Below are 21,190 nucleotides of genomic sequence, written 5' to 3' on the forward strand. Positions count from 1 at the left end.
CCATTCATACATCCAGGTATGATCTACAACATTTCATTCATATTAATCTAAATGCTTATATTCTATGAAATAGTTATTTTATAAATAGCATAAAAAGCCAAGAAAAACGATCATTTTTTAGCTATTTTTCATTTTGGTTTTCTTGTGACTTATCCACTGAATAATCACGCTTTACCTGTTTATGTGCTTGCTTCGCTCTAGCAAATACAAATTTATAAGCACTGATAAAGAAACCTGCGGTAATTCCTGCAATCACAATCGGTGCGATAAATTTATTCGGTTCTTTTTTTGACATCATGATCTCCTTTTGAATATTAAATAAAAGACCGACCACATTGATGTGATCGGTCTGCTACAAAACTTATAGGCTATTTAGGGTCATCTTTAGGATGAATATCAACATCTTGTTCAGGTTCACCTGTTGAACCATACGGGTTATTTAAAGGCTTATGTTCGGGATCGACCTGTAGACCATTATCAGATGGAGTAAGACGCACATCATTGGTTGATGTTGAACTCTCTACTATTGTCGATGGAGGTGGTGCGCTTGAAGATGTTTTAGGGACATCCGGTTGATAATCTGGATTAGGATGTTTTGCTTTCTCTTTGGCTTTATTAATCAAGTCAGTCAATACGCGCTCAGCAGGCTGACGACCGCCTAAACCAAAGGCCAAAGCAAATGCCACTGCCACAGCACCCAGTGTTAAACCAAAGGCAAGATTCACGATAGAATCGGCAATACCCATTGCACGTAAACCCATGGCAATCACTAAGCCCATAATCAGGATACGCACCAAGTTTGCTAACCATCGTGAACTGTTATATTCACCACGTCCAATGACTTTCGCGACCAAATTTGCGAGCCAGAAGCCGATCATCAAAATAACAGCGCCCAGTAAAATATTGGCACCGAACTGGATAAACATCGAAATAAGCGCACTAACCTGTTCAAAACCAAGTCGGTTTGCTGCCTCAGAAACTGCAAATAACATGGTAAAGAAAACAATCATGTAACCCACAATGCAAGACACTTTAGTGGTGCCTAAAAAGCGTTGTGCATCCATTTTGGCAGGTAATTCATCAACACCTGTTCCAGCCAATACGTCAACCACCAAATTGGCCACGAAACGTGAAACCACATAAGCCAAAATTAGAATCAGACCAGCCGCAATAATATGCGGGATGGCATTCATAATCTCATACAACATCGCAGTCGCGGGTTGTGAAATGGCTTGAATACCTAAGGCTTCAAATGCAATGATGAGGGAAGTAATAATAATGATGGCGAAGACAAATGAACCCAGAACTTTTGGCAAATTAGAATTTTTTAAGAAACCAATTTTTTGTGCCTCATGCTGCAAATTCAGACTGCCAACCAAACCTTCTACAATACCGCGTACAATTTTTGCCAAGATATAACCGACAAAAACAATAACAGCAGCAATAAAAATATTGGGTAAGAATGAAACGACTTCATTCAGCATATTCTGTATCGGGAATAACAGCCCGTTGAGACCTAAAATAGACAATACAATCGGTAGGAATAACAATAAAATAAGCCAATAGACAATATCGCTAATATTTTGACTGATTGGACTAACACCAACATCCGCACTCAATTTTTCATCTAGCTTAGTACGGTCAAGCAGTTTTTGCATCCCTACTTTAACCAGATTAGCCACAATCCAGCCAATAAAACCAACTGCAACTGCAGCTAAAAGTTGTGGAATAAACAATAGGAATTGCTGAATCATATTGCTAAATGGGCCACTCACACTGGTGAGATTAAGCACATTTAATGCACCTATGACCGCAATAATCATCACGATCCAAAATACGACACGCGATACGATACTTTCAATATTTGAGCGATGTCCAGTTGCACTTGAAAGTCTTTGATTTGTTCCTATTTTTTCTAAAACTTTTTTAACTCCTGCTGCAATAATAAGAGCAAGAATCCAACCAATCAATAAAATAGCAACAGCGGCTAGAATGGGATGGAATTGATTCCAGTAATACATGGCATCAAATTCTCCCCCTCTAGGGCCTCCAGAAAAATATTCATTCATGTTGTATTTCCTCTTGTTATTACTTATTGAAGTCTTACGGCGATGAATCGCTTTATTATCTTGACTAAGTTATCTTGACTAAGCCTATTGAGCGTGAGCCGAACCAAAAATCATCAGGTTAAAAACACATTAGAATTTGCTTATTTTTTATTCAATACAAACCATCACAAATACAACAAAAGCGCACATTAGATTGCACAAAAGCCCTAGTCTTTTCAGACTAGAGCTTTAATAAAAAGAGAGTTTAAGTTTCAAGTTAATAGTCTTTTGCAGTGGCCGTATCTTTATCGGTAGCAACTGCTTCATCACCCGGTGTACCGGTTGTCGTATTATTCGGTGTCGCTGTTTGGGCTGAAGGATTAGGATGTCCAGGAGGGGCATCTTTAGGATCTGGTTTGGGATCCGCAAACATGTAAGCGAGTAATGCAATAAAGAAAACACCCACAAGAATTAAAATATAAACAGGCAAACGTTTCTTCTGCGATTTTTCTTCTGGAGTGATTACATGAGGCGGTTTATTGAAATCATGTGTCATATTCCTATCCCCTCTTTTTTGTCATGTCCGTATTTTTATATTAGCAATACTTGTTGCTCTGTTATGTGTAGAAGCATAGTGACATGGTGAATACATGTAAATTTCACTTAAGCAGCTTAAGTTTAAAAAATACGTTTGGGATTGGTTGGAGCGACTGACTCCACAACCATCTCATGTTCATCTTTCAGTTTGACACCAGAAAGTTGCAACTGTCGTGATTTTTTCATCAGTGCCATTAAACGCTGAATGGCAATTAATTCCGATAATCCAGCAGGACGAACATTGGAAATACAATTACGCATGGCATCATGGCAGCCTTTATAGGCATTCCAAGTATAGTAAATTCCCATACTGTCGGGGGAACTCAGACCTGGGCGTTCACCGATCAGCATCACCAACATTTTGGCGTTTAGAATCTGCGCGACTTCATCACCCAATGCCACACGACTTCCCGTTGCAATGACCAGAGGTGCGATAGACCAACCTTCATTGATGCAAGACTGGTGTAATTCTGCAATAAAATGTGGCGCATTATCTTCAATGGCACGTGCAGATAAACCATCACCCGTCACAATCACCACATCATATTCTGCTTGATGTTGCTGTTGATATTGTTTTAATAATTGTCTGGATGCTTCCGACAGTTCCCGACCTAAATCTGGGCGTTTTAAATAAAGGTCTTTATCTTCTGCACAACTGGAAATATGCAAAATATCGCTGTTCGGTTTCGCCAACTTTTCCACTAATGCCTGAACATCAAGAACTTTTAAAACTGCATCTTTGGCCTGCGCATGTTCCAGTTGAAATTCCAATGAAGGCTTGGTCGGTTGACTGCCACCAACGCGTCCCAAGGCAATTCGGGCATCGGTAAACTGTTTCAGTTGTTCCCAGGCATTTTGCGTAAGTTCGGGTTGAAATTGAATATCGTATTGAACTTTCATTCTTAAACCCTCAACTCATGACAGGATTAAACGGGAAAACTTTTCTGGAAGTTGGCTTGGCCATTGCAGTTGTGAGGACTGCTGTTTTAAAATTCCCTGTTGTTCAAGCCAAGCTGAAAACTCAGGGGCAGGTTGCAAACCTAATAACTGGCGAATGTATAAAGCATCATGAAAAGAGGTGGTTTGATAATTCAGCATCACATCATCTGAACCAGGAATACCCATAATAAAATTAATGCCGGCATTGGCCAGCAAAGTTAACAGCACATCCATATCATCCTGATCGGCATCGGCATGGTTGGTATAGCAAATATCACAGCCCATCGGCAGACCCAGTAATTTCCCACAGAAGTGATCTTCCAGTCCAGCACGGATAATCTGTTTGCCGTTATATAAGTATTCAGGTCCGATAAAACCGACCACGGTATTAACCAAAAAAGGATGATACTTTCGAGCCACGGCATAGGCACGGGCTTCCATCGTTTGTTGATCCACCCCGTGATGGGCATTACTGGATAAGGCACTGCCCTGTCCGGTTTCAAAGTACATCACGTTTTGTCCAAGCGTGCCGCGCTTTAAACTTAAAGCAGCTTCATAGCCCTCCTGCAACATGGCTAAATCAATCCCGAAAGCGCTATTAGCGGCTTGTGAACCAGCTATTGACTGAAACATTAAATCGACCGGAATGTTTTTATTGGCCAGTTCTATGCCCGAACTCACATGGGTCAAGACACAAGACTGGGTCGGAATTTCATATTCATGAATAATATGATCCAGCAGTTTCAGCAGTTCTGATAAATTTTGAAGATTATCGGTAGCAGGATTAATGCCAATTACGGCATCACCATTGCCGTACATCAAGCCGTCTAGAATACTGGCCGAAATACCGAGTAAATCATCGGTAGGATGATTCGGTTGTAATCGGGTTGATAATCGCCCTTCTAGACCAATAGTGTTACGAAATTGCGTAATCACCCTGCATTTTTTGGCGACCAGAATTAAATCCTGATTGCGCATAATTTTGCTGACTGCAGCCACCATTTCAGGTGTCAGACCAGATTGTAAATTTTGCAATTTTTCTGTGGTTGCATCCTCACTCAACAGCCAGTTGCGAAAGTCTCCCACAGTAAAATGGGCAATTGGATAAAAAGCCAAGGCATTATGTTCATCTATAATTAAACGAGTCACTTCATCCTGCTCATAATCAATCAGCGTTTCATTTAGAAACTGCTTGAGCGGTACGTCTGCCAGACACATCTGCGCTGCGACCCGTTCTGTTGCATCGTGTGCTGCAATTCCTGCCAACTGATCTCCTGACCGTTCAGGCGTAGCTTTTGCCATCAATGTTTTTAAATCCACAAAAACATAATGATGATGGGCAACATTGATTTGATACAACATGATGCATTGCTCCTGATTCTATAATTATTATTTCAGTTCCTGTTCCGCTGCCTGAATATTGGCAAACTCTTCTTCTGGCGTTCCGGCAACCAATTGATTTCGGCTATATAAGAAGAAATAAGCAATAAAGGCTGCATAAATTGCTGCCGCCATCAGCCACACTTTTGGGTCAACCACAAAGCCTGCCACAACCGCAATGGCGGCAAGAACCAAAGCAATCGATGCGGTGATGATTCCGCCTGGTGCTTTATACGGACGTGGCATATCCGGTTTTGAAATTTTTAGTTTGATGTATGCCATCATCATCAGCACATAAGAAATGGTTGCACCAAAAACAGCCATCAAAATAAGCAGATCACCTTCTCCGGTTAAAGACAGCATAAAACCAATCATACCCGGAATGATAATCGCCCAATGCGGAGCATGGTTGTTATTTGTTAAAGAGAGTTTTTTCGGTAAATAGCCTGCGCGTGACAGCGCAAAGACTTGACGAGAGTAGGCATAAATAATCGAGAAGAAACTCGCAATTAACCCTGCCAAACCGACAAAGTTCACAAAGCCTGCAAGCCATGTATTTTCGCCATATACTGCTTTTAAAGCATCAACCAGTGGTGCACCTGAATTTTTTAAAGTATCTGCACCCGCTGCACCAGTCCCTAAAACCAAAATGCTTAATGCAAAAATGGCTAGGATGACCATGGAACCGATTAAGCCACGCGGTAAGGATTTATGTGGTTCTTTGGCTTCTTCAGCGGCTAAAGGTACACCTTCTACTGCAAGGAAAAACCAGATTGCATACGGTACTGCTGCCCAAATTCCTAGATATCCCAAAGGCAACAATGAGCTGGAACCGACTGCCTCAGTATTTACTGCAATGTTAAACAAGTTTTCACTATTGAAATACGGCGCCATGGCGAAAATAAACACCAATAAGGCGACAGCGGCAACGGCGGTAATCATAAAAATGATTTTTAAGGCTTCACCTGCACCTTTTAGATGCATTCCCATAAACAGCAAATAACAAATGAGATAAATAACCCATCCACCAATGCCAAATAGCGACTCGCAATAAGCGCCAATGAAACAGGCAATCGCTGCAGGGGCAATCGCATATTCAATAAGAATCGCAGTTCCTGTGAGATAGCCACCTAAAGGCCCAAATGCAGTTCGGGCAAAACTATAACCGCCGCCAGCTGTGGGCAACATAGTCGACATTTCCGACATCGCCAAACACATACACAGGTACATAATAGCCACGATCACGGTGGCAATGAACATGCCGCCCCATCCGCCCTGAGCTAGACCGAAGTTCCAGCCAGCAAAGTCACCCGAAATCACATACGCTACACCCAGACCGACCAACAACAACCAGCCGACTGCACCTTTTTTTAATTGTCTTTGGGCAAAGTATTCTTCTGCTGTATTTCCCGCTATTGGGGCATTCTCGATGACATCTTTAACATCTGACATACGCACCTCTTATTTTATCTAATCAATAAGAGCGTTATGCATAAGCCATACCAATTTTAAAATTTGGTAAAAAAGCGGATGAACCAACTATAATATGGAAATAAATAAAGGGGATTTTTATCTTTGATCTGGAATGAAGATGAATCTGGCTTTAGGTGCTGAAAAAGCTAAAATGAGCTATAATTATGCACCTTGTTTTTCATGCTGCTTAACTTTATGGCGTATCGACAGCAATCTGTAACGCTTGATCTGGACACTGATGTCACTCATCAATGTAGCTTGCATTACACTCGTGATGAACATCTCATTGGGATTATTGAATTTAATAAACCCAGTTACGTGCTTAAATGGGGTGATCTAGAATATTTTCGTCGTCGTACAGAAGAGCTTTCAGTGATGCCTTTCCCTGAATGCATTAACGCGATGGTGATCGATATTCGTAATATCGCACCTTTTTTAGACAATGAAGTGCCGATCATTCCTTGGCGTTTATTGGAAGAAGAATGCCCAATTCGTTTGGTGGTTCCACAAGATCGTCTTGAACATTATTCAGGTCTGTTTGAACCGACTTGGCTGACTTCGGACGTTGAAACTGCGATCCAAGAAATTCGTGAATATATCGATATGTTTGTACATTAATGATAATTATTAGATTTACTTTATATATCCCTCTTTAATGAGGGATTTTTTTATGGCTTCATTTAATGAAATTCCCTCGCCTTTTAGGAGATGAGGAATATATTCCGCAAGGAAGATGTCTATTAAATCTATATCCCCTTACGCAAAAGTATTGCTCACCTTTAAAAAGAAGAAAGAAAAATAATCTCTTTTCTGAGCTGTACTCCTAAGTACCCCTCATCCCAACCCTCTCCCTCAGGGAGAGGGAGTAAAATCATTTACCTTCTACCAATAATTTTCGACTGCAATATTACCTTCACCACGACGATTCATCTTTAAACCACGTGCCTTTAATGCTTCTTTAGTATCTTCTACCATTTGTGGGTTACCACAGAGCATGACGTGACTGGTTTCAACATTAAATTCCACACCTGCCGCTTTTTCTAATTCACCATTTTCGATCAGTACAGGCAAGCGGTCATGTAATGCTGCGTTTGGATCACGGGTGATAATCGGGATAAATTTAAAGCCGCTATGCCCTTCACCAAAAGTTTCTGCAATTTCCTGAATACGCTCTACATAAGCCAATTCAGCTTCGGTTCGTACACTATAAACCAGATTAATCTTTTGATATTTAGACCATGTTTCGAAATCTTGCAGCATGGATAAAAATGGTGCCAAGCCTGTGCCCGTAGCGAGTAGCCACAAATCATTCGGTAACGGAAGCTGATAACGTGCCAGCGTTAAGAAACCATAGGGTATTTTTTCCAAGTACAATTCATCGCCGACTTGCAGATGTTGCAAATTCGAAGTGAAGGCACCCGCTGGAACCACAATTGAAAAGAATTCCAAGATTTCATCAAAAGGTGATGACACCACAGAATAAGCCCGAACCACCAGCTCATCTCCCACTTTTAAACCAATACGCGCGAATTGCCCTGCGGTAAATTTAAAATGCGCAGGTCGTGTCATGGTAAAACTGAATAAGGTATTGGTCCAACGGTGTACAGATAAGACTTTTTCTAAGCTAAATTTTTCAATTGACATGATTTCAACGTGGCATGAAAGACTGCGCTCATGGTAGCATGACAACATAATTTATTAATATTTTTTAAATGTTAAGGCTCTATTCATGCGCATGACTTTACGCCAGTTGGCTGTTTTTGTAGCAGTCGCCCAAGAAGGCACAGTAACCAAAGCCAGTGATGCCGTAAAACTCACCCAAAGTGCTGCAAGTATGGCTTTAGCAGACTTAGAAGATGGCTTAGGCGCTCCGCTGTTTGACCGTTTGGGTAAACGCTTGCAATTAAATGATTTAGGTCGTTATCTCTTGCCACAAGCTTTAGAGATTTTAGGTCGTTGTGATGCTTTTGAGCAAGCGGCAAAAGGCGAACTACAAAGTATCGACTTGCGCTTAGGGGCAACGCTGACCATTAGTGACTATCTGATTCCAGACCTGATGGCAGATTTCCTTCAAATTCAGCCACAAGCGCATTTACAACTTCAAGTCGGCAATACCCGCCAGATGATTGAAGCCGTGAACCAGTTCCAACTGGATTTAGCACTGATTGAAGGTTCATGTCACCTACCACAGCTGCAATGTATCCATTGGCGTGATGATGAACTTGCGGTGTGCTGTTCACCAAATCATCCGCTGGCGCAAATTGAACGCGCATTAACCCCTGCTGATTTTGAAGCGGCAGGCGTAGAATGGATTTTACGTGAAGAAGGTTCAGGTACCCGTGAAGTCTTTGATAACGCGATTTTAAAAGACTTACCCGATGCCAATATCCGTTTAACCCTTGGTCATAATGAAGCAATTCTGAAAATTGTGGCAGGTGGTATCGGTATGTCATGTATTTCTAAACTGGCGATTGAACCTTTGCTTGAAAAAGGTCAGTTGGTCATTTTAGAGACACCGTTCTGGCAACTTACTCGTCCATTGTTCATGTTAGTACATCGTCAAAAGTATCAAGGTCCGGGTTTAAAAGCCTTCATGAAATTCTGCGAAGAATAATTTAAAGTCATAAAAAAGCGCCTAGATGGCGCTTTTTTTATTAGCGTCCGAATTGGCGCTCGCAAGGTTGACCATCATTATTACCATCCATTTGAGTTCCCGGACAGTTTCTTAAAAAGAATACCGCTTCTTCATAAGAACGCATTTGTGAACAATGAGTACGTCCATCACACTTAAATTGTGAAGACTGCTGATGTTGCACACCATTTTGTTTATCAATACTGGCACTGACTTTTTCTGAACGTGGTTTATTAGTCGAATATGTTTGATCTTCCAGATTACGGTGCCCCTGTTCAGACAGTACCTCTACCGGCAAATTCCCCAAAGCTTCTCGCTGCTGTTCCACAAATTGTGCCTGTTGTTCAATCAATTGTTGTGCTTTCAATTGTTGTGCCTGTCTATAATCTTGATATTTGTTATAAACCAACACGGCTAGCACAGCGATAACGATTAGCCCAACAATCGTGAAAATACCACCTTTAGGGCTACGTTTATTAAAACGTGGCGAAGCATTGTGATTCGCATAAGAACGTTGTGGTAGATGTGCTTCTAAATCTGCTGTGTTCTGCTTTAAATCTAAACGAACAATCTGATCAGCTTTTAATTTGCCGTTATCTTCGACAATACGAAACTTTAACTTTTCCCCTATTTTAGGTTCGACACTTTTATTGGGAAAATCCTTGATATGAAAAAATAAATCTTTCGACTCCCCCTCAATTGCAATAAAGCCAAAGCCACGCTCTGTGATGTAGCTTTTAATTTTCCCCTCAATAAACATTTCAATCTCTTATTGTTTAAATCTTATGCCGAGGATTGTAATAAAAAAAGCGCCTAAATGGCGCTTTTTAATGAGCATTTTAATCATCTAAATAAAACAATGAGATGACGCAAATTTATTCAATCAACGTTTGAAGTTTGATAACAACGCTGTTGAAATGGCTTCATTGTGTTCCAATATTTTTTTCTGTTTGGTTTTGGCTGGATTTGGATCAACACGCTCAATACGTGTTGCTTTCATCTTCTCGCCATTTTCTTCAAGCACAAATTTTACTTTTTCATTGCGTTTTGGCTCAACCTCTGTGGCTGTGGCAAAATCTGAGATATGGAAAAATATATCTTCACCTGCCATTGAAATAAAACCGAATCCTTTTTCAGGATTGTATTTGAATACTTTGCCGAATCTATATTCTAATTTCATGAACTTTACTCTAATCTGTAAACGCTATTACTACAGTATATAAAAAAAGAGGCGTAAAGCCTCTTTTTTCGTTCTTTAAAAAGATCAATTAATCTTTTTGTACAGAACCAAAGATTTTATCGCCCGCATCGCCAAGACCCGGAACGATATAACCATTTTCATTCAAACCATCATCAATGGATGCGGTAAAGATGATGACATCAGGATGAGCCGCTTCAACGCGTTTGATCCCTTCCGGTGCAGCAACCAAAACCATGACACGGATATCTTTACATCCGCTTGCTTTCAATACATCAATCGCAGCAACCAGTGATGAACCTGTTGCTAACATTGGATCAATAATCATCGCAAGACGGTTTTGCACGTCTGGTACCAATTTTTTGTAATAAGTACGTGCTTCTAAAGTTTTTTCATCACGTTCTAAACCCAAAACCGATACTTTTGCACTTGGAATAAGATTTAAGAAACCATCCAACATGCCAATACCGGCACGTAAAATTGGCACAACGGTAATTTTTTTACCGACAATACGATCTACCGTTACTTTACCGTTCCAGCCATCAATTTCATGGTCACATACCGGCAAATCTTTGGTTGCTTCATAAGTGAGAAGCATGGTGACTTCTTGTGCTAATTCGCGGAAGTTTTTTGTACTAATGTCTGCACGGCGTAGCAAACCAAGTTTATGTCGAATGAGCGGATGACGGATTTCATGAATAGCCACGGGAGAACACCTAAAAGATGAGATAAAATTACTTCTATTATAAATGTTTTTTATAGCTCTTATAAACCGAAAAGCCCCCTAAGTTAGGAGGCTTTTTGGTTAAAATTAATCGTTTTTTTAGATTACTGCTGAGAAAGCATGAAATGCAGTGGAGATAAAATCTCTGCTTGAAGCGCTAACTTGATGATTGGGTCTGGGTAAATACCGATAACCAATACCGCTAATGCAGCAGCAAGCACCATAATACCACCCACTTTTTGACCCCAATGTTTATCAGCATCAATACGTGGAGTATCTGGTGGAGTCATGTACATCACCACCATCACACGGAGGTAATAATACAAACCAATACCAGAACCAACGATGATCATTGCAGCAAGGAACCAATGTTGCGTTGTTACCGCAGCCATTACTACCAAGAACTTACCAATGAATCCCGCAGTAAGTGGAATACCGGCAAGAGACAACATCATTACAGTCAAAGTTGCTGTTAGGATTGGACGACGCCAGAACAAACCACGGTAATCCGCCAGACTTTCTGCTTCATTGTCATTGTTGTACGGGCTAGACATTAACGCGACCACACCGAACGCACCAATCGTTGTCAACACATAAGTGATCACATAAACCGTTACGTTGCCAAGGCTTGCATAAGTCATGCTGATTAAACCAATCAGCAAATAACCAAAGTGTGCAATTGAAGAGTAACCCAAGATACGTTTCAAGTTGACTTGACGTACCGCAAGGAAGTTACCGACCAAGATTGAAAGCACCGCAATAATCGTGATGATTGTTACGATTGAATCAACCAGGATTGCACCTGAAGAAAGTAAATAACGTACAAACAAACCGATGGTTGCAACTTTCGCAACAGTCGCAAGGAATGTTGCGATTGGCGCTGGCGCACCTGCATAAACGTCTGGCGTCCATTTGTGGAACGGAGCAAGAGACAATTTAAATGCAACAGCACAGATGATTAAGCCTAAACCTAAAATCACCATCGGTTGCTGAATCGCTTGCATTAACGCTTGAACATTGTCATAGAAAGACAATGAACCAGTATAAGCATAGATATATGCCATACCCATCAACAACATTGCAGAAGCAGTTGCTGAAAGAACCAGGTATTTAATACCTGCTTCTAAAGAGCGTGAGCGTTGATGCGTATATGCCAACAGACCGTATACAGGAATCGACATCAGCTCAAGGCTAATGAAGAAAGATGCATAGTGAGAGCTTGCAACCATGAGCATTGCACCCGCTACCGAGCACAACATCAAGATATACAGTTCTTCACGGTTATCTTTGTAGTTTTCAATATAAGCGTGTGACAAAGTACAACAAGCAAGGGCTGCAACAATAATCACCAGTTGATAAAGCATGCTAAATGGATCAACCATAAACATGCCCATCACGTTCGATGGTGCAAATGCCCCACCAAACATAGCGAATAGGATATATACCAAAGCAAGGTTTAAGCCCACTACAGATGCTGTTGCAATTAAATTATGGTTACGTTTAATTGCAATAAGAAGCATCACAACGATCGCAGTTAAAGCCACGATCATCACAGGAGCTAATGGCATAAGCTCAGAAAATGACATTGTGAAGTTCATGGCTTATTGGATCTCCACATTTTGTTGAGATACGACCTGTTGAGTCGCATCGACAACTTCTTGAACTGGGATATAGCTATTTGCTAACCACGCCATGCTTGAATTTGAAATATCAAGGAAGCTTTGTGGGTAGATACCAAGCCATAGTAGAGCAACGGCACAAACCAACAAAATAACAATCTCACGTGAATTTAAGTCTTTCAGTGGGTTTGTATAATGTTGTTTTTGCTCTTCGTTTGGCGTACCAAACATTGCTTTGTGGATAAGGATCAAGCCATAAAGACCTGCCAACACCAAACTGATTGCTGCCAAAATGGTAAAGGTTGGAAATTTTTGGAATGAACCCATAAGAATCAGGAATTCACCAATAAAGTTACCCAGACCTGGAATACCAACAAGGGCCGCAACAAAGAACATCAAGAAGAATGGAAGGTATTGGAACTGACCACGAATACCGCCCATTTTACGCAAGTCACGGGTATGTAAACGTTCATACACTTGACCACACATAATGAACAATGCAGCAGATGAAATACCATGTGCCAACATCATGATCATTAAGCCCTGGAACGTTAAAATATTACCTGCGTAAAGCGCAAGTAACACAAAGCCCATGTGCGAAATAGATGTGTAAGCAAGTAAACGTTTCATATCAGTTTGTTGGAAAGCACACCAAGCGCCGTAGAACACACCAATTAAACCGAAGATGATCGCGATGTCTGCAAACTGTGCAGAAGCCGCCGGGAAGAACGGAATAACGAAACGAAGCAAACCGTATGCAGCTGTCTTAATCAAGATACCTGCCAAGTCGACAGAACCTGCTGTCGGAGCTTGAGCATGCGCATCTGGTAACCAGCCGTGCAATGGGAACACTGGAAGTTTTACAGCGAAACCAATGAACATACAAAGCATCAAGGCATAAGCCACTGATGGTAACTGTGCATCAAGCGTATTCGCCACACCTAACAAGTAGTTGTAATCAAATCCGATCATGCCTGTCATCATGTAACCGTAAACCACGAGGCCTAGGATACCGATGAGCATGATTAAACCTGCTACTTGGGTATAGATGAAGAACTTGGTCGCTGCATATACACGTGATTTGTTGTCCGCCCCCTTATGACCCCATAACGCAATCAGGAAGTAGATTGGTACAAGCATCATCTCCCAGAAGAAGAAGAACAGGAACAAGTCAATCGCTAAGAATACACCGATCACCCCACCCAAAGACCATAAAAGGTTTAAGTGGAAGAAGCCAACGTTCTTTTGAATCTCACCCCATGAACATCCAACTGCAAGTACACCCAGTAATGCAGTCAAGCCCACCATAAGAAGTGAAAGACCATCCACCGCCAAGTGAATGTTAATGCCTAGGGTTTGAATCCAAGGCACCATGAATTCAGCAGCCCAAGTTGGAACTTTAGCGCCTAATTCATAGTTATAAGTACCCGATTGCCAAAGCGAAACAGTTAAGCCCAGTGTTACGAGCATACCGATTAAAGCAATATAACGTGGCAATTTGTCATCGAACTTGTCGACTAACCAGCAAATAAAACCTGCAATGAACGGTACCAGGATCAGCGCGGGTAAAATCCAGTTGTTTGTGATTTCCATCTTATTTCCCCACTACCTGAATCACGATCAAGATCATCAGCAATACCACTACACCGAGTGACATACTTGATGCGTATTCACGCAATGAACCTGTCTGACGTGAGCTTGTGAAGCTATGACCACCTTTAACAATGGCAGGAAGCACTAACCACAAACCATCAATTGGATCACGACCTAAAATTTTCGCGATAAGCAAATATGGTTTTACAAATACGATGTTATACAACGCATCAAAACCGAGTGCATTACGGCAAATATTGGCAAGACCCGCACCCAATGTAGTTTCAGCAAAAGCTTTAACTGCTTTGTAAGCAAAGGCAAACAGGATCACGCCCACTACAAGACCGGCAAGTGCAATACCCACTGCTGTATATTCAGCACCGTGTACACCCGCTTCAAGTGCTTCAGGAATAATAAACGCCGGAATTTTCGCAGAGTTTAAAATTGCTTCTACTGGTGCTTTTAAGAAATAAGCCAAACCAGTTGAAAGCACCGCTAAAATACCCAACGGAGCCCAATAAGTCGCGCCTTTGATTTCGTGATACGGTGTGTTTTCTTTACCAAAGAATACAACCCAGATTAAACGGAATGTATAGATTGAAGTTAAGAATGCACCTGCAACACCTACCCAGTACAAGCTGTTATATACAGGAAGATTTGCAATGTGGCTTTGTGCCCAAACTGCACCAAGGATCGCATCTTTCGAGAAGAAACCGATGGTTAAGAATGGAATTGCAGCCAACGCACCGCCACCAATCGCGAAGCAGGCAAACAGGAATTTGTTATGTTTGAACAAGCCACCCATTTTGAAGATGTTTTGTTCGTGGTGGTAAGCCATAATCACCGCACCAGACGACAAGAACAATAATGCCTTGAAGAATGCGTGTGAAAGCATGTGGAATAAACCAGCTTGGTATGCTTCAGCACCGACAGCCATAAACATATAACCGAGCTGACTCATGGTTGAGTAAGCCAAAATACGTTTGATGTCTGTTTGAACCAATGCAGCAAAACCAGCAACAATCAATGTTACAGCACCCGTGATCGAGATGAACATCATCACTTCAGGTGTCATTTCAAACACAGAGAACATACGGCAGCACAGGTAAATACCTGCAGTTACCATTGTTGCAGCATGGATCAATGCAGAAACAGGTGTAGGACCTGCCATCGCATCGGCTAACCATGTTTGTAATGGAATTTGAGCAGATTTACCGGCAGCACCCAAGAACAACATTAAAGATGTCCAGATCGCAAGTGAATGGTCACCCGCTAAAACTTGAGGTGCATTGGCAACGATTGTTCCGATATGCAAAGTACCAAATTGTTGGTAAAGCAAGAACAATGCGATCAGCAAGAATACGTCACCGATACGCGTTACGGTAAATGCCTTGATTGCCGCAAAACCATTTTCAGGTTTTTGGTAGTAGTAACCAATTAGCAAGTATGAGCAAAGACCCACGCCTTCCCAACCCAAGAACAATAACGCCAGGTTATCGCCAAGTACCAATAACAACATGCTCGCTACGAACAGGTTGAAATAAGAGAAGAAACGCGCGAAGTCTTCATCACCATGCATGTACCATGATGCAAAGATGTGGATTAAGAAACCTACACCCGTCACCATGCCCATCATCAGTAATGATAGACCGTCTAGATGCAAGCTCATGCCCGGTGCTAAACCACCAACGTTGAACCAAGTCCAAAGATGTTGAACTTGAGCAACTGAGCCATTCTCGACAAAGCCCATACCAGCAATCAGTGCAAATAAAGCAGAAAGACCTACTGAACCTACCCCAATAATGGCTGCCACACTTTCAGGAAGCTTGTTACGCCCCGCCGCTAAAAGGATAAAACCAATGAGCGGAAATAATACTGTTAAATATAAATAACTCATCCGCGCATCTCACTAGCAGCATCCACATCCAAATGATGGAAGCGATGGTAGAACTGAAGGACGATCGCAAGACCAATACACGCCTCTGCAGCAGCAAGAGTTAAAATCAGGATGAACATGATTTGTCCATCTGGTTGTAACCATGCGCTACCCGCTAAAACAAACGCAAGTGCAGCTGCGTTCATCATCACTTCAAGGCTCATTAACATAAATAATAGGTTGCGTCGCACCATTACACCGTAAAAACCGAGTGCAAAAAGAATGGTTGCAACGATCAAACCATGTTCTAAAGGGATGTTGCCCATTATTCTTTTTCCTTTTCTGCACTTGGTTCACGTTTACCTAAATGGAATGCTGCAACCAAGGCTGCAAGCAATAACATCGCGGCAACTTCTACCAATAGTAAGTAGTGAGTAAAGAGCGCTGTACCAACAGCTTTAGGTCCAATCACTTCTGTGCCCATGACAGGACCAGCAGTGGTGTAATCTGAACCGAGCATCCAAACAAGCACTAAGCCCATAAGGAAACTCACCATTGCAGGATATGCCCATGCAGATGAAGTGAGCCACTTACGTTCCTGATCAACTGTATGTTGACCAAGATTCAGCATCATCACCACAAACACGAACAACACCATGATCGCGCCTGCATAAACAATAATTTCCAGCGCACCAGCGAATGGTGCACCGACGATCATGAACATACCCGCAACTGCAAGTAGAGACACGATCAAGCTAAGCAATGCATGTACAGGATTCGCGTTGGTGACAACGCGAATCGTAGAGACAATGGCCACAAGTGCCATCAAATAAAATGGCCACATCATGGTAATAAGCTCCGTACGTCAACAGGCGCGCTTTCGCGTTGTGCTTGACCTTTATCTTTACCTGCTACAGCCATACCGGATACGCGGTAGAAGTTGTAGTCAGGATATTTACCAGGACCTGAAATGAGCAAGTTTTCTTTCTCATAAACCAAGTCTTGACGAACATATTCGCCTAATTCGAAATCTGGTGTCATCTGAATTGCAGTCGTTGGACATGCTTCTTCACACATACCGCAGAAAATGCAACGAGAGAAGTTGATACGGAAAAACTCCGGATACCAACGACCATCTTCTTTTTCTGCTTTTTGCAGTGAAATACAGCCCACCGGACAAGCAACCGCACATAAGTTACATGCAACACAGCGTTCTTCGCCATCGGGGTCACGTGTTAATACAATACGACCACGGAAACGCGGCGGAACAATTTGTTCACCTGGTACTTCTGGATATAAAATGGTGTCACGTTTACGTGTCACGTGGCTGAAAACCATCCACAATGAACGTACGATTGACCCGAATCCAGCTAGAATTTTATACATTTTGTACTCCCTGCTGTCCTAGGCCTGATTCATCAGAATCACAGCACCAGTCACCAACAAGTTGACCAACGCCAATGGCAAACAAATCTTCCAACCAAAGTTCATCACCTGGTCATAACGTGGGCGCATTAACGAGCCACGTGCCAAGACAAACATCATTACAAAGAATGCTGTTTTGATAATGAACCAGAATACTGGTGGAATAAATGGAATTTCTAGGTTGAATGGCGCTAACCAACCACCGAAGAATAAAGTTACGATCAGTGCTGAAATAAGAACCACATTGACATATTCTGCAACGAAGAACATACCCCATTTCATACCGCCGTATTCGACATGGTAACCTTCCGCCAATTCTTGTTCAGCTTCTGGTTGGTCAAATGGATGACGATGCGTTACCGCCACACCAGCAACAATAAAGATCAAGAAACCCAAGAATTGAGGAATAACGAACCAGACATCACGTTGTGCTTCAACAATCTCACGCATGTTGAATGAACCCGCAATTGCGACTACACCCATCAGCGAAATACCCAAGAACACTTCATAAGAAATGGTTTGAGCTGCAGAACGAAGACCACCCAATAACGCATATTTGTTATTTGAAGCCCAACCACCAAAAAGCACTGCGTACACTGCAATACCGGCCATTGCCATAAAGAACAATAACCCGATACTCATGTCAGCAACACCCAGTGTTGGACTTACAGGAATCACCATGAACGAAAGTACCGCAGTTGCCATGGCAACTGCTGGTGCTAAACGGAAAGTGAGTTTGTCAGCAAACTTAGGTGTCCAATCTTCCTTAAACATGATTTTCAGCATGTCGGCAACGATTTGGAACATCCCCCCAGGACCAACACGGTTTGGACCGTAACGGTCTTGCCATAATGCAAGTAAACGACGTTCGATGAATGACATCAACGCAGCGACAAGCACCACCACAAGCAAGATCACAATTGCTTGAACTACAGAGTAAGCGATTGGCCAGTTCTCAGCCCAAAGCGGTGTTTGACGTATTAATTCTTGTTCCATGAATTACACTCCTACCGCGACTGATACAGGCTCTGCAAGTGAAACCGTTGGTGCAAGACCAATTGGATAACCAATATAACCTGTAGGTAAATATTCAATCACTTGAACTGGAAGGCTAATGCTTGCCTCACCTGATTTCACAGTAATTTTTTGACCGTCTTGAACATTTAAGCGTGCTGCATCTTGTTCACCTACTGCAAATACCGCTTCAGGAATACGCGATTCCATTGCAGGTGTTTTTACAGTGAACTCACCAGAACCGAAAATGTGGTGCATCGGCACTAAACGGAAGCTTTCCGGATGCGTAACGACTGGCGTTGGAGCAACGAAAGTACGTGAAGGACGTTTTTTCAAATGATCGAATAAACGAACGCCTGAATCACCACCTTTTAAGTGACCACCCACGTTGTCTTGGAATTTGTTCCAAGCTTGTGGAGAGTTCCAGCCCGCAGACCATGCAAATGGTACCAGCGCTGATGGTGTTTGATTCCCCACGTAACCTTCCATAGAGAATGTTAATGCAGAATCGATATCGATCGGTTGTTTTGGTTCATGTACCGATAACGGCGCACGCATTGCAGTACGACCTGAATAACGACGTGGTTCACGCGCAATTTTCAAGCCATGCACACGGTAACCCGCATCTGGAGCTACATCTCGAATCGCTTCAAGTGCAGGAACATTTTTCGCAACAGATTCAATCACGTCATCCAGCAATGTCCATGAAATCGCCTTACCTTGTAAGCCAGTTTCAAGGGCATGTAACCAGCGCCATGATTCTTTAATCGCATATTCTGGTTTGTAGTAGCTTGGGTCATACACTTGGTAGAAACGTTGTGCACGGCCTTCCTGAGATACTACAGTACCATCACCTTCCGCGAAGCTTGCCGCTGAAAGTACAATCGATGCTTTCGCAACCGTTGCGGTTTCAGCATGATCAAGCACGATCACTTCATTTGCTTTGTCAAATGCTGCATCAACTTGAGCTGTTGGTAAACGACGGTATAAGTCATTTTCAACCACGATGATTGCATCATAATCTTGAGCGAATGCTTGTTCTAAGCTTAAACCACCGAAGATTGCCAAGCCCATTGAGTTCACTTCAGGAACAGTCAATGTAAGACCCGCATTTGAACCAAGGTTTTGCGCAACTTGTGCAGCCGCTTCCAGGATTGCAGGGTCTTGCAAGCTTGTACCCGAGATGATCAATGGTTTTTTCGCAGCTTTTAATGTGTCAGCAATGGTTTGCGCAAATGCTTTCGCATCGTCATCCAAACCAGTGATGTTCTCACCAGCAACTGCCGCAGCAACCGCAAAGCCTAAACGCGCGATGTCGTTTGGAGAAGCAACCACTTCGCCTGTCGCAACATCAGATAAACGAGTTTGCGTAGCAGCAAGGATGAAAATCGGAGATTTCGCATCTTGACCAATACGTTGTACCGGTTCAGCCAACCACTCTTGAGTACGACGTTCTGCAGCCATTTCTTTGGCTTTGTTTTTCGCAGCTTGGCGAACAGACAATGCCATGCGTGGTGCAGTTTGAGTTAAGTCTTCACCCAAGATCAACACTGCATCGTAGCTTTCGATTTCACGCATCGTCGGATTATAAACACCCTCGGTTTGCATGATAGAAGCCGCAAGTTCAACCAGGTTCTGCTCTTTTTGAGACAGACCTGTAGAGAAGTTGTCTTGACCTACCAGTTCGCGAAGCGCGAAGTTAGATTCAAGAGATGCACGTGGAGAACCAATACCCAATACTTTTTTGCCTTGGATACTTTCAATCACGGTATCAAGCGCCTGATCTACAGAAACTGTAGTCACGTTTTCACCTGAACGGAATTGTGGTTGACGTGGACGATCTTCACGATTTACATAACCGGTACCGAAACGACCTTTATCGCAAAGGAAGTATTGGTTAACGTCACCGTTAAAGCGGTTTTCTACACGACGCAGTTCACCATAACGCTCACCCGGAGATATGTTACAACCTGAAGAACAGCCTTGGCATACGCTTGGCGCATACTGCATGTCCCATTTACGGTTATAGCGTTCTGAGTGAGTTTTATCGGTAAATACACCTGTTGGACAGACTTCAGTCAAGTTACCCGAGAATTCAGATTCTAGAGTTCCTGATTCAGGACGACCGAAGTAAACACGAGAAGCGCTCGCATAGACACCAAAGTCTGTACCACCTGCGTAGTCATTGTAGTAACGAACACAGCGGTAACATGCGATACAACGGTTCATTTCATGAGAAATGAATGAGCCTAGCTCTTGGTTGTAATGCGTACGTTTGGTGAAACGGTAGCGACGACGATCGTGCTGTGTCATCACCGTCATATCTTGTAAATGACAGTGACCACCTTCTTCACACACTGGACAGTCGTGTGGGTGGTTGGTCATCAAGAATTCAACAATAGAAGCACGGAAATCTTTCGCTTCTTTGTCTTCAATCGAGATGTAGGTATTGTCAGATGCAGGCGTCATACATGACATGACTAAACGACCACGCGTATCTTCTGGATTCGCGTACTGAGTCACGGCACATTGACGGCAAGAACCGACAGAACCTAAGGATGGATGCCAACAAAAGTATGGGATGTCAATACCAAGACTCAAACATGCTTGTAGCAAGTTTTCCGAGCCGTTGACTTCATACGATTTGCCATCGACATGAATTGTAGCCATAG

Annotated in this window: 20 protein-coding genes; 2 read left to right on the top strand and 18 right to left on the bottom strand. The window is 42.5% G+C overall.

Features of this window, described 5'->3' with window-relative positions; translation table 11 throughout:
• Window positions 1-121: 121 nt before the first annotated feature.
• From HLH14_RS14275 to eat, 6 genes are all read right to left on the bottom strand, one after another.
• Window positions 122-295 (bottom strand): hypothetical protein, encoded by a 174-nt coding sequence (locus HLH14_RS14275; RefSeq protein WP_171255227.1) that lies wholly within the window; start codon window positions 293-295, stop codon window positions 122-124.
• A gap of 73 nt (window positions 296-368) precedes the next feature.
• Complete coding sequence (locus HLH14_RS14280) at window positions 369-2,069, bottom strand: mechanosensitive ion channel (protein ID WP_067726401.1); 1,701 nt, start codon at window positions 2,067-2,069, stop codon at window positions 369-371.
• A gap of 256 nt (window positions 2,070-2,325) precedes the next feature.
• Window positions 2,326-2,604, bottom strand: coding sequence for a hypothetical protein (locus tag HLH14_RS14285; RefSeq protein ID WP_067726403.1), 279 nt, complete (start codon window positions 2,602-2,604; stop codon window positions 2,326-2,328).
• Between the two features lie 122 nt (window positions 2,605-2,726).
• Window positions 2,727-3,545, bottom strand: a complete 819-nt coding sequence (eutC, locus tag HLH14_RS14290) for an ethanolamine ammonia-lyase subunit EutC (RefSeq protein ID WP_067726405.1) — start codon at window positions 3,543-3,545, stop codon at window positions 2,727-2,729.
• Between the two features lie 15 nt (window positions 3,546-3,560).
• Window positions 3,561-4,946 carry an ethanolamine ammonia-lyase subunit EutB gene (locus HLH14_RS14295; RefSeq protein ID WP_067726407.1) on the bottom strand — a complete coding sequence of 462 codons (1,386 nt, stop codon included), beginning with the start codon at window positions 4,944-4,946 and terminating at the stop codon, window positions 3,561-3,563.
• A 27-nt stretch (window positions 4,947-4,973) separates the two neighbouring features.
• Window positions 4,974-6,416: an ethanolamine permease gene (gene eat / locus HLH14_RS14300; protein ID WP_067726409.1), complete on the bottom strand. Its 1,443-nt coding sequence runs from the start codon at window positions 6,414-6,416 to the stop codon at window positions 4,974-4,976.
• A 216-nt stretch (window positions 6,417-6,632) separates the two neighbouring features.
• Between eat and HLH14_RS14305 the strand changes: the two genes are divergently transcribed.
• A complete protein-coding gene (locus HLH14_RS14305) occupies window positions 6,633-7,055 on the top strand; it encodes a hypothetical protein (RefSeq protein ID WP_067726608.1) in 423 nt (140 codons plus the stop codon).
• Between the two features lie 264 nt (window positions 7,056-7,319).
• Here HLH14_RS14305 and HLH14_RS14310 read toward each other — a convergent pair whose 3' ends face one another.
• Entirely contained in the window at window positions 7,320-8,081 is a 762-nt protein-coding gene (locus tag HLH14_RS14310; protein ID WP_067726411.1) for a ferredoxin--NADP reductase, read from the bottom strand.
• Between the two features lie 85 nt (window positions 8,082-8,166).
• On the opposite strand from HLH14_RS14310, the gene gigC reads away from it, so the two are divergent.
• Window positions 8,167-9,051, top strand: a complete 885-nt coding sequence (gene gigC / locus HLH14_RS14315) for a LysR family transcriptional regulator GigC (protein ID WP_067726413.1) — start codon at window positions 8,167-8,169, stop codon at window positions 9,049-9,051.
• Window positions 9,052-9,091: 40 nt separating this feature from the next.
• On the opposite strand, the gene HLH14_RS14320 is transcribed toward gigC, so the two are convergent.
• The 11 genes from HLH14_RS14320 to nuoG form a co-directional block, all read right to left on the bottom strand.
• On the bottom strand, window positions 9,092-9,829 hold the full coding sequence (locus HLH14_RS14320) for a cold shock domain-containing protein (protein ID WP_067726415.1): 738 nt from the start codon (window positions 9,827-9,829) through the stop codon (window positions 9,092-9,094).
• Between the two features lie 123 nt (window positions 9,830-9,952).
• Entirely contained in the window at window positions 9,953-10,249 is a 297-nt protein-coding gene (locus tag HLH14_RS14325) for a cold shock domain-containing protein (protein WP_067726417.1), read from the bottom strand.
• Between the two features lie 88 nt (window positions 10,250-10,337).
• On the bottom strand, window positions 10,338-10,973 hold the full coding sequence (gene upp, locus HLH14_RS14330) for a uracil phosphoribosyltransferase (RefSeq protein WP_067726419.1): 636 nt from the start codon (window positions 10,971-10,973) through the stop codon (window positions 10,338-10,340).
• 122 nt (window positions 10,974-11,095) lie between these two features.
• On the bottom strand, window positions 11,096-12,589 hold the full coding sequence (gene nuoN, locus HLH14_RS14335; RefSeq protein ID WP_067726421.1) for an NADH-quinone oxidoreductase subunit NuoN: 1,494 nt from the start codon (window positions 12,587-12,589) through the stop codon (window positions 11,096-11,098).
• Window positions 12,590-12,592: 3 nt separating this feature from the next.
• Complete coding sequence (gene nuoM, locus HLH14_RS14340) at window positions 12,593-14,197, bottom strand: NADH-quinone oxidoreductase subunit M (protein WP_171255230.1); 1,605 nt, start codon at window positions 14,195-14,197, stop codon at window positions 12,593-12,595.
• 7 nt (window positions 14,198-14,204) lie between these two features.
• Window positions 14,205-16,100, bottom strand: a complete 1,896-nt coding sequence (gene nuoL, locus HLH14_RS14345; protein ID WP_067726425.1) for an NADH-quinone oxidoreductase subunit L — start codon at window positions 16,098-16,100, stop codon at window positions 14,205-14,207.
• Window positions 16,097-16,405, bottom strand: coding sequence for an NADH-quinone oxidoreductase subunit NuoK (gene nuoK / locus HLH14_RS14350; protein WP_067726428.1), 309 nt, complete (start codon window positions 16,403-16,405; stop codon window positions 16,097-16,099). Before nuoK ends, nuoL begins: the two co-directional genes overlap by 4 nt.
• Window positions 16,405-16,923, bottom strand: coding sequence for an NADH-quinone oxidoreductase subunit J (nuoJ, locus tag HLH14_RS14355; RefSeq protein ID WP_171255231.1), 519 nt, complete (start codon window positions 16,921-16,923; stop codon window positions 16,405-16,407). The genes nuoK and nuoJ overlap by 1 nt, the downstream gene beginning before the upstream one ends.
• Window positions 16,923-17,465 carry an NADH-quinone oxidoreductase subunit NuoI gene (gene nuoI, locus HLH14_RS14360; RefSeq protein WP_067726432.1) on the bottom strand — a complete coding sequence of 181 codons (543 nt, stop codon included), beginning with the start codon at window positions 17,463-17,465 and terminating at the stop codon, window positions 16,923-16,925. The genes nuoJ and nuoI overlap by 1 nt, the downstream gene beginning before the upstream one ends.
• An 18-nt stretch (window positions 17,466-17,483) precedes the next feature.
• Window positions 17,484-18,500: an NADH-quinone oxidoreductase subunit NuoH gene (gene nuoH, locus HLH14_RS14365; protein WP_067726434.1), complete on the bottom strand. Its 1,017-nt coding sequence runs from the start codon at window positions 18,498-18,500 to the stop codon at window positions 17,484-17,486.
• 3 nt (window positions 18,501-18,503) lie between these two features.
• Window positions 18,504-21,188, bottom strand: a complete 2,685-nt coding sequence (gene nuoG, locus HLH14_RS14370) for an NADH-quinone oxidoreductase subunit NuoG (protein ID WP_067726436.1) — start codon at window positions 21,186-21,188, stop codon at window positions 18,504-18,506.
• Window positions 21,189-21,190 lie beyond the last annotated feature (2 nt).

It is taken from the genome of Acinetobacter terrae, assembly GCF_013004375.1.
Taxonomy (GTDB): Bacteria; Pseudomonadota; Gammaproteobacteria; order Pseudomonadales; family Moraxellaceae; genus Acinetobacter; species Acinetobacter terrae.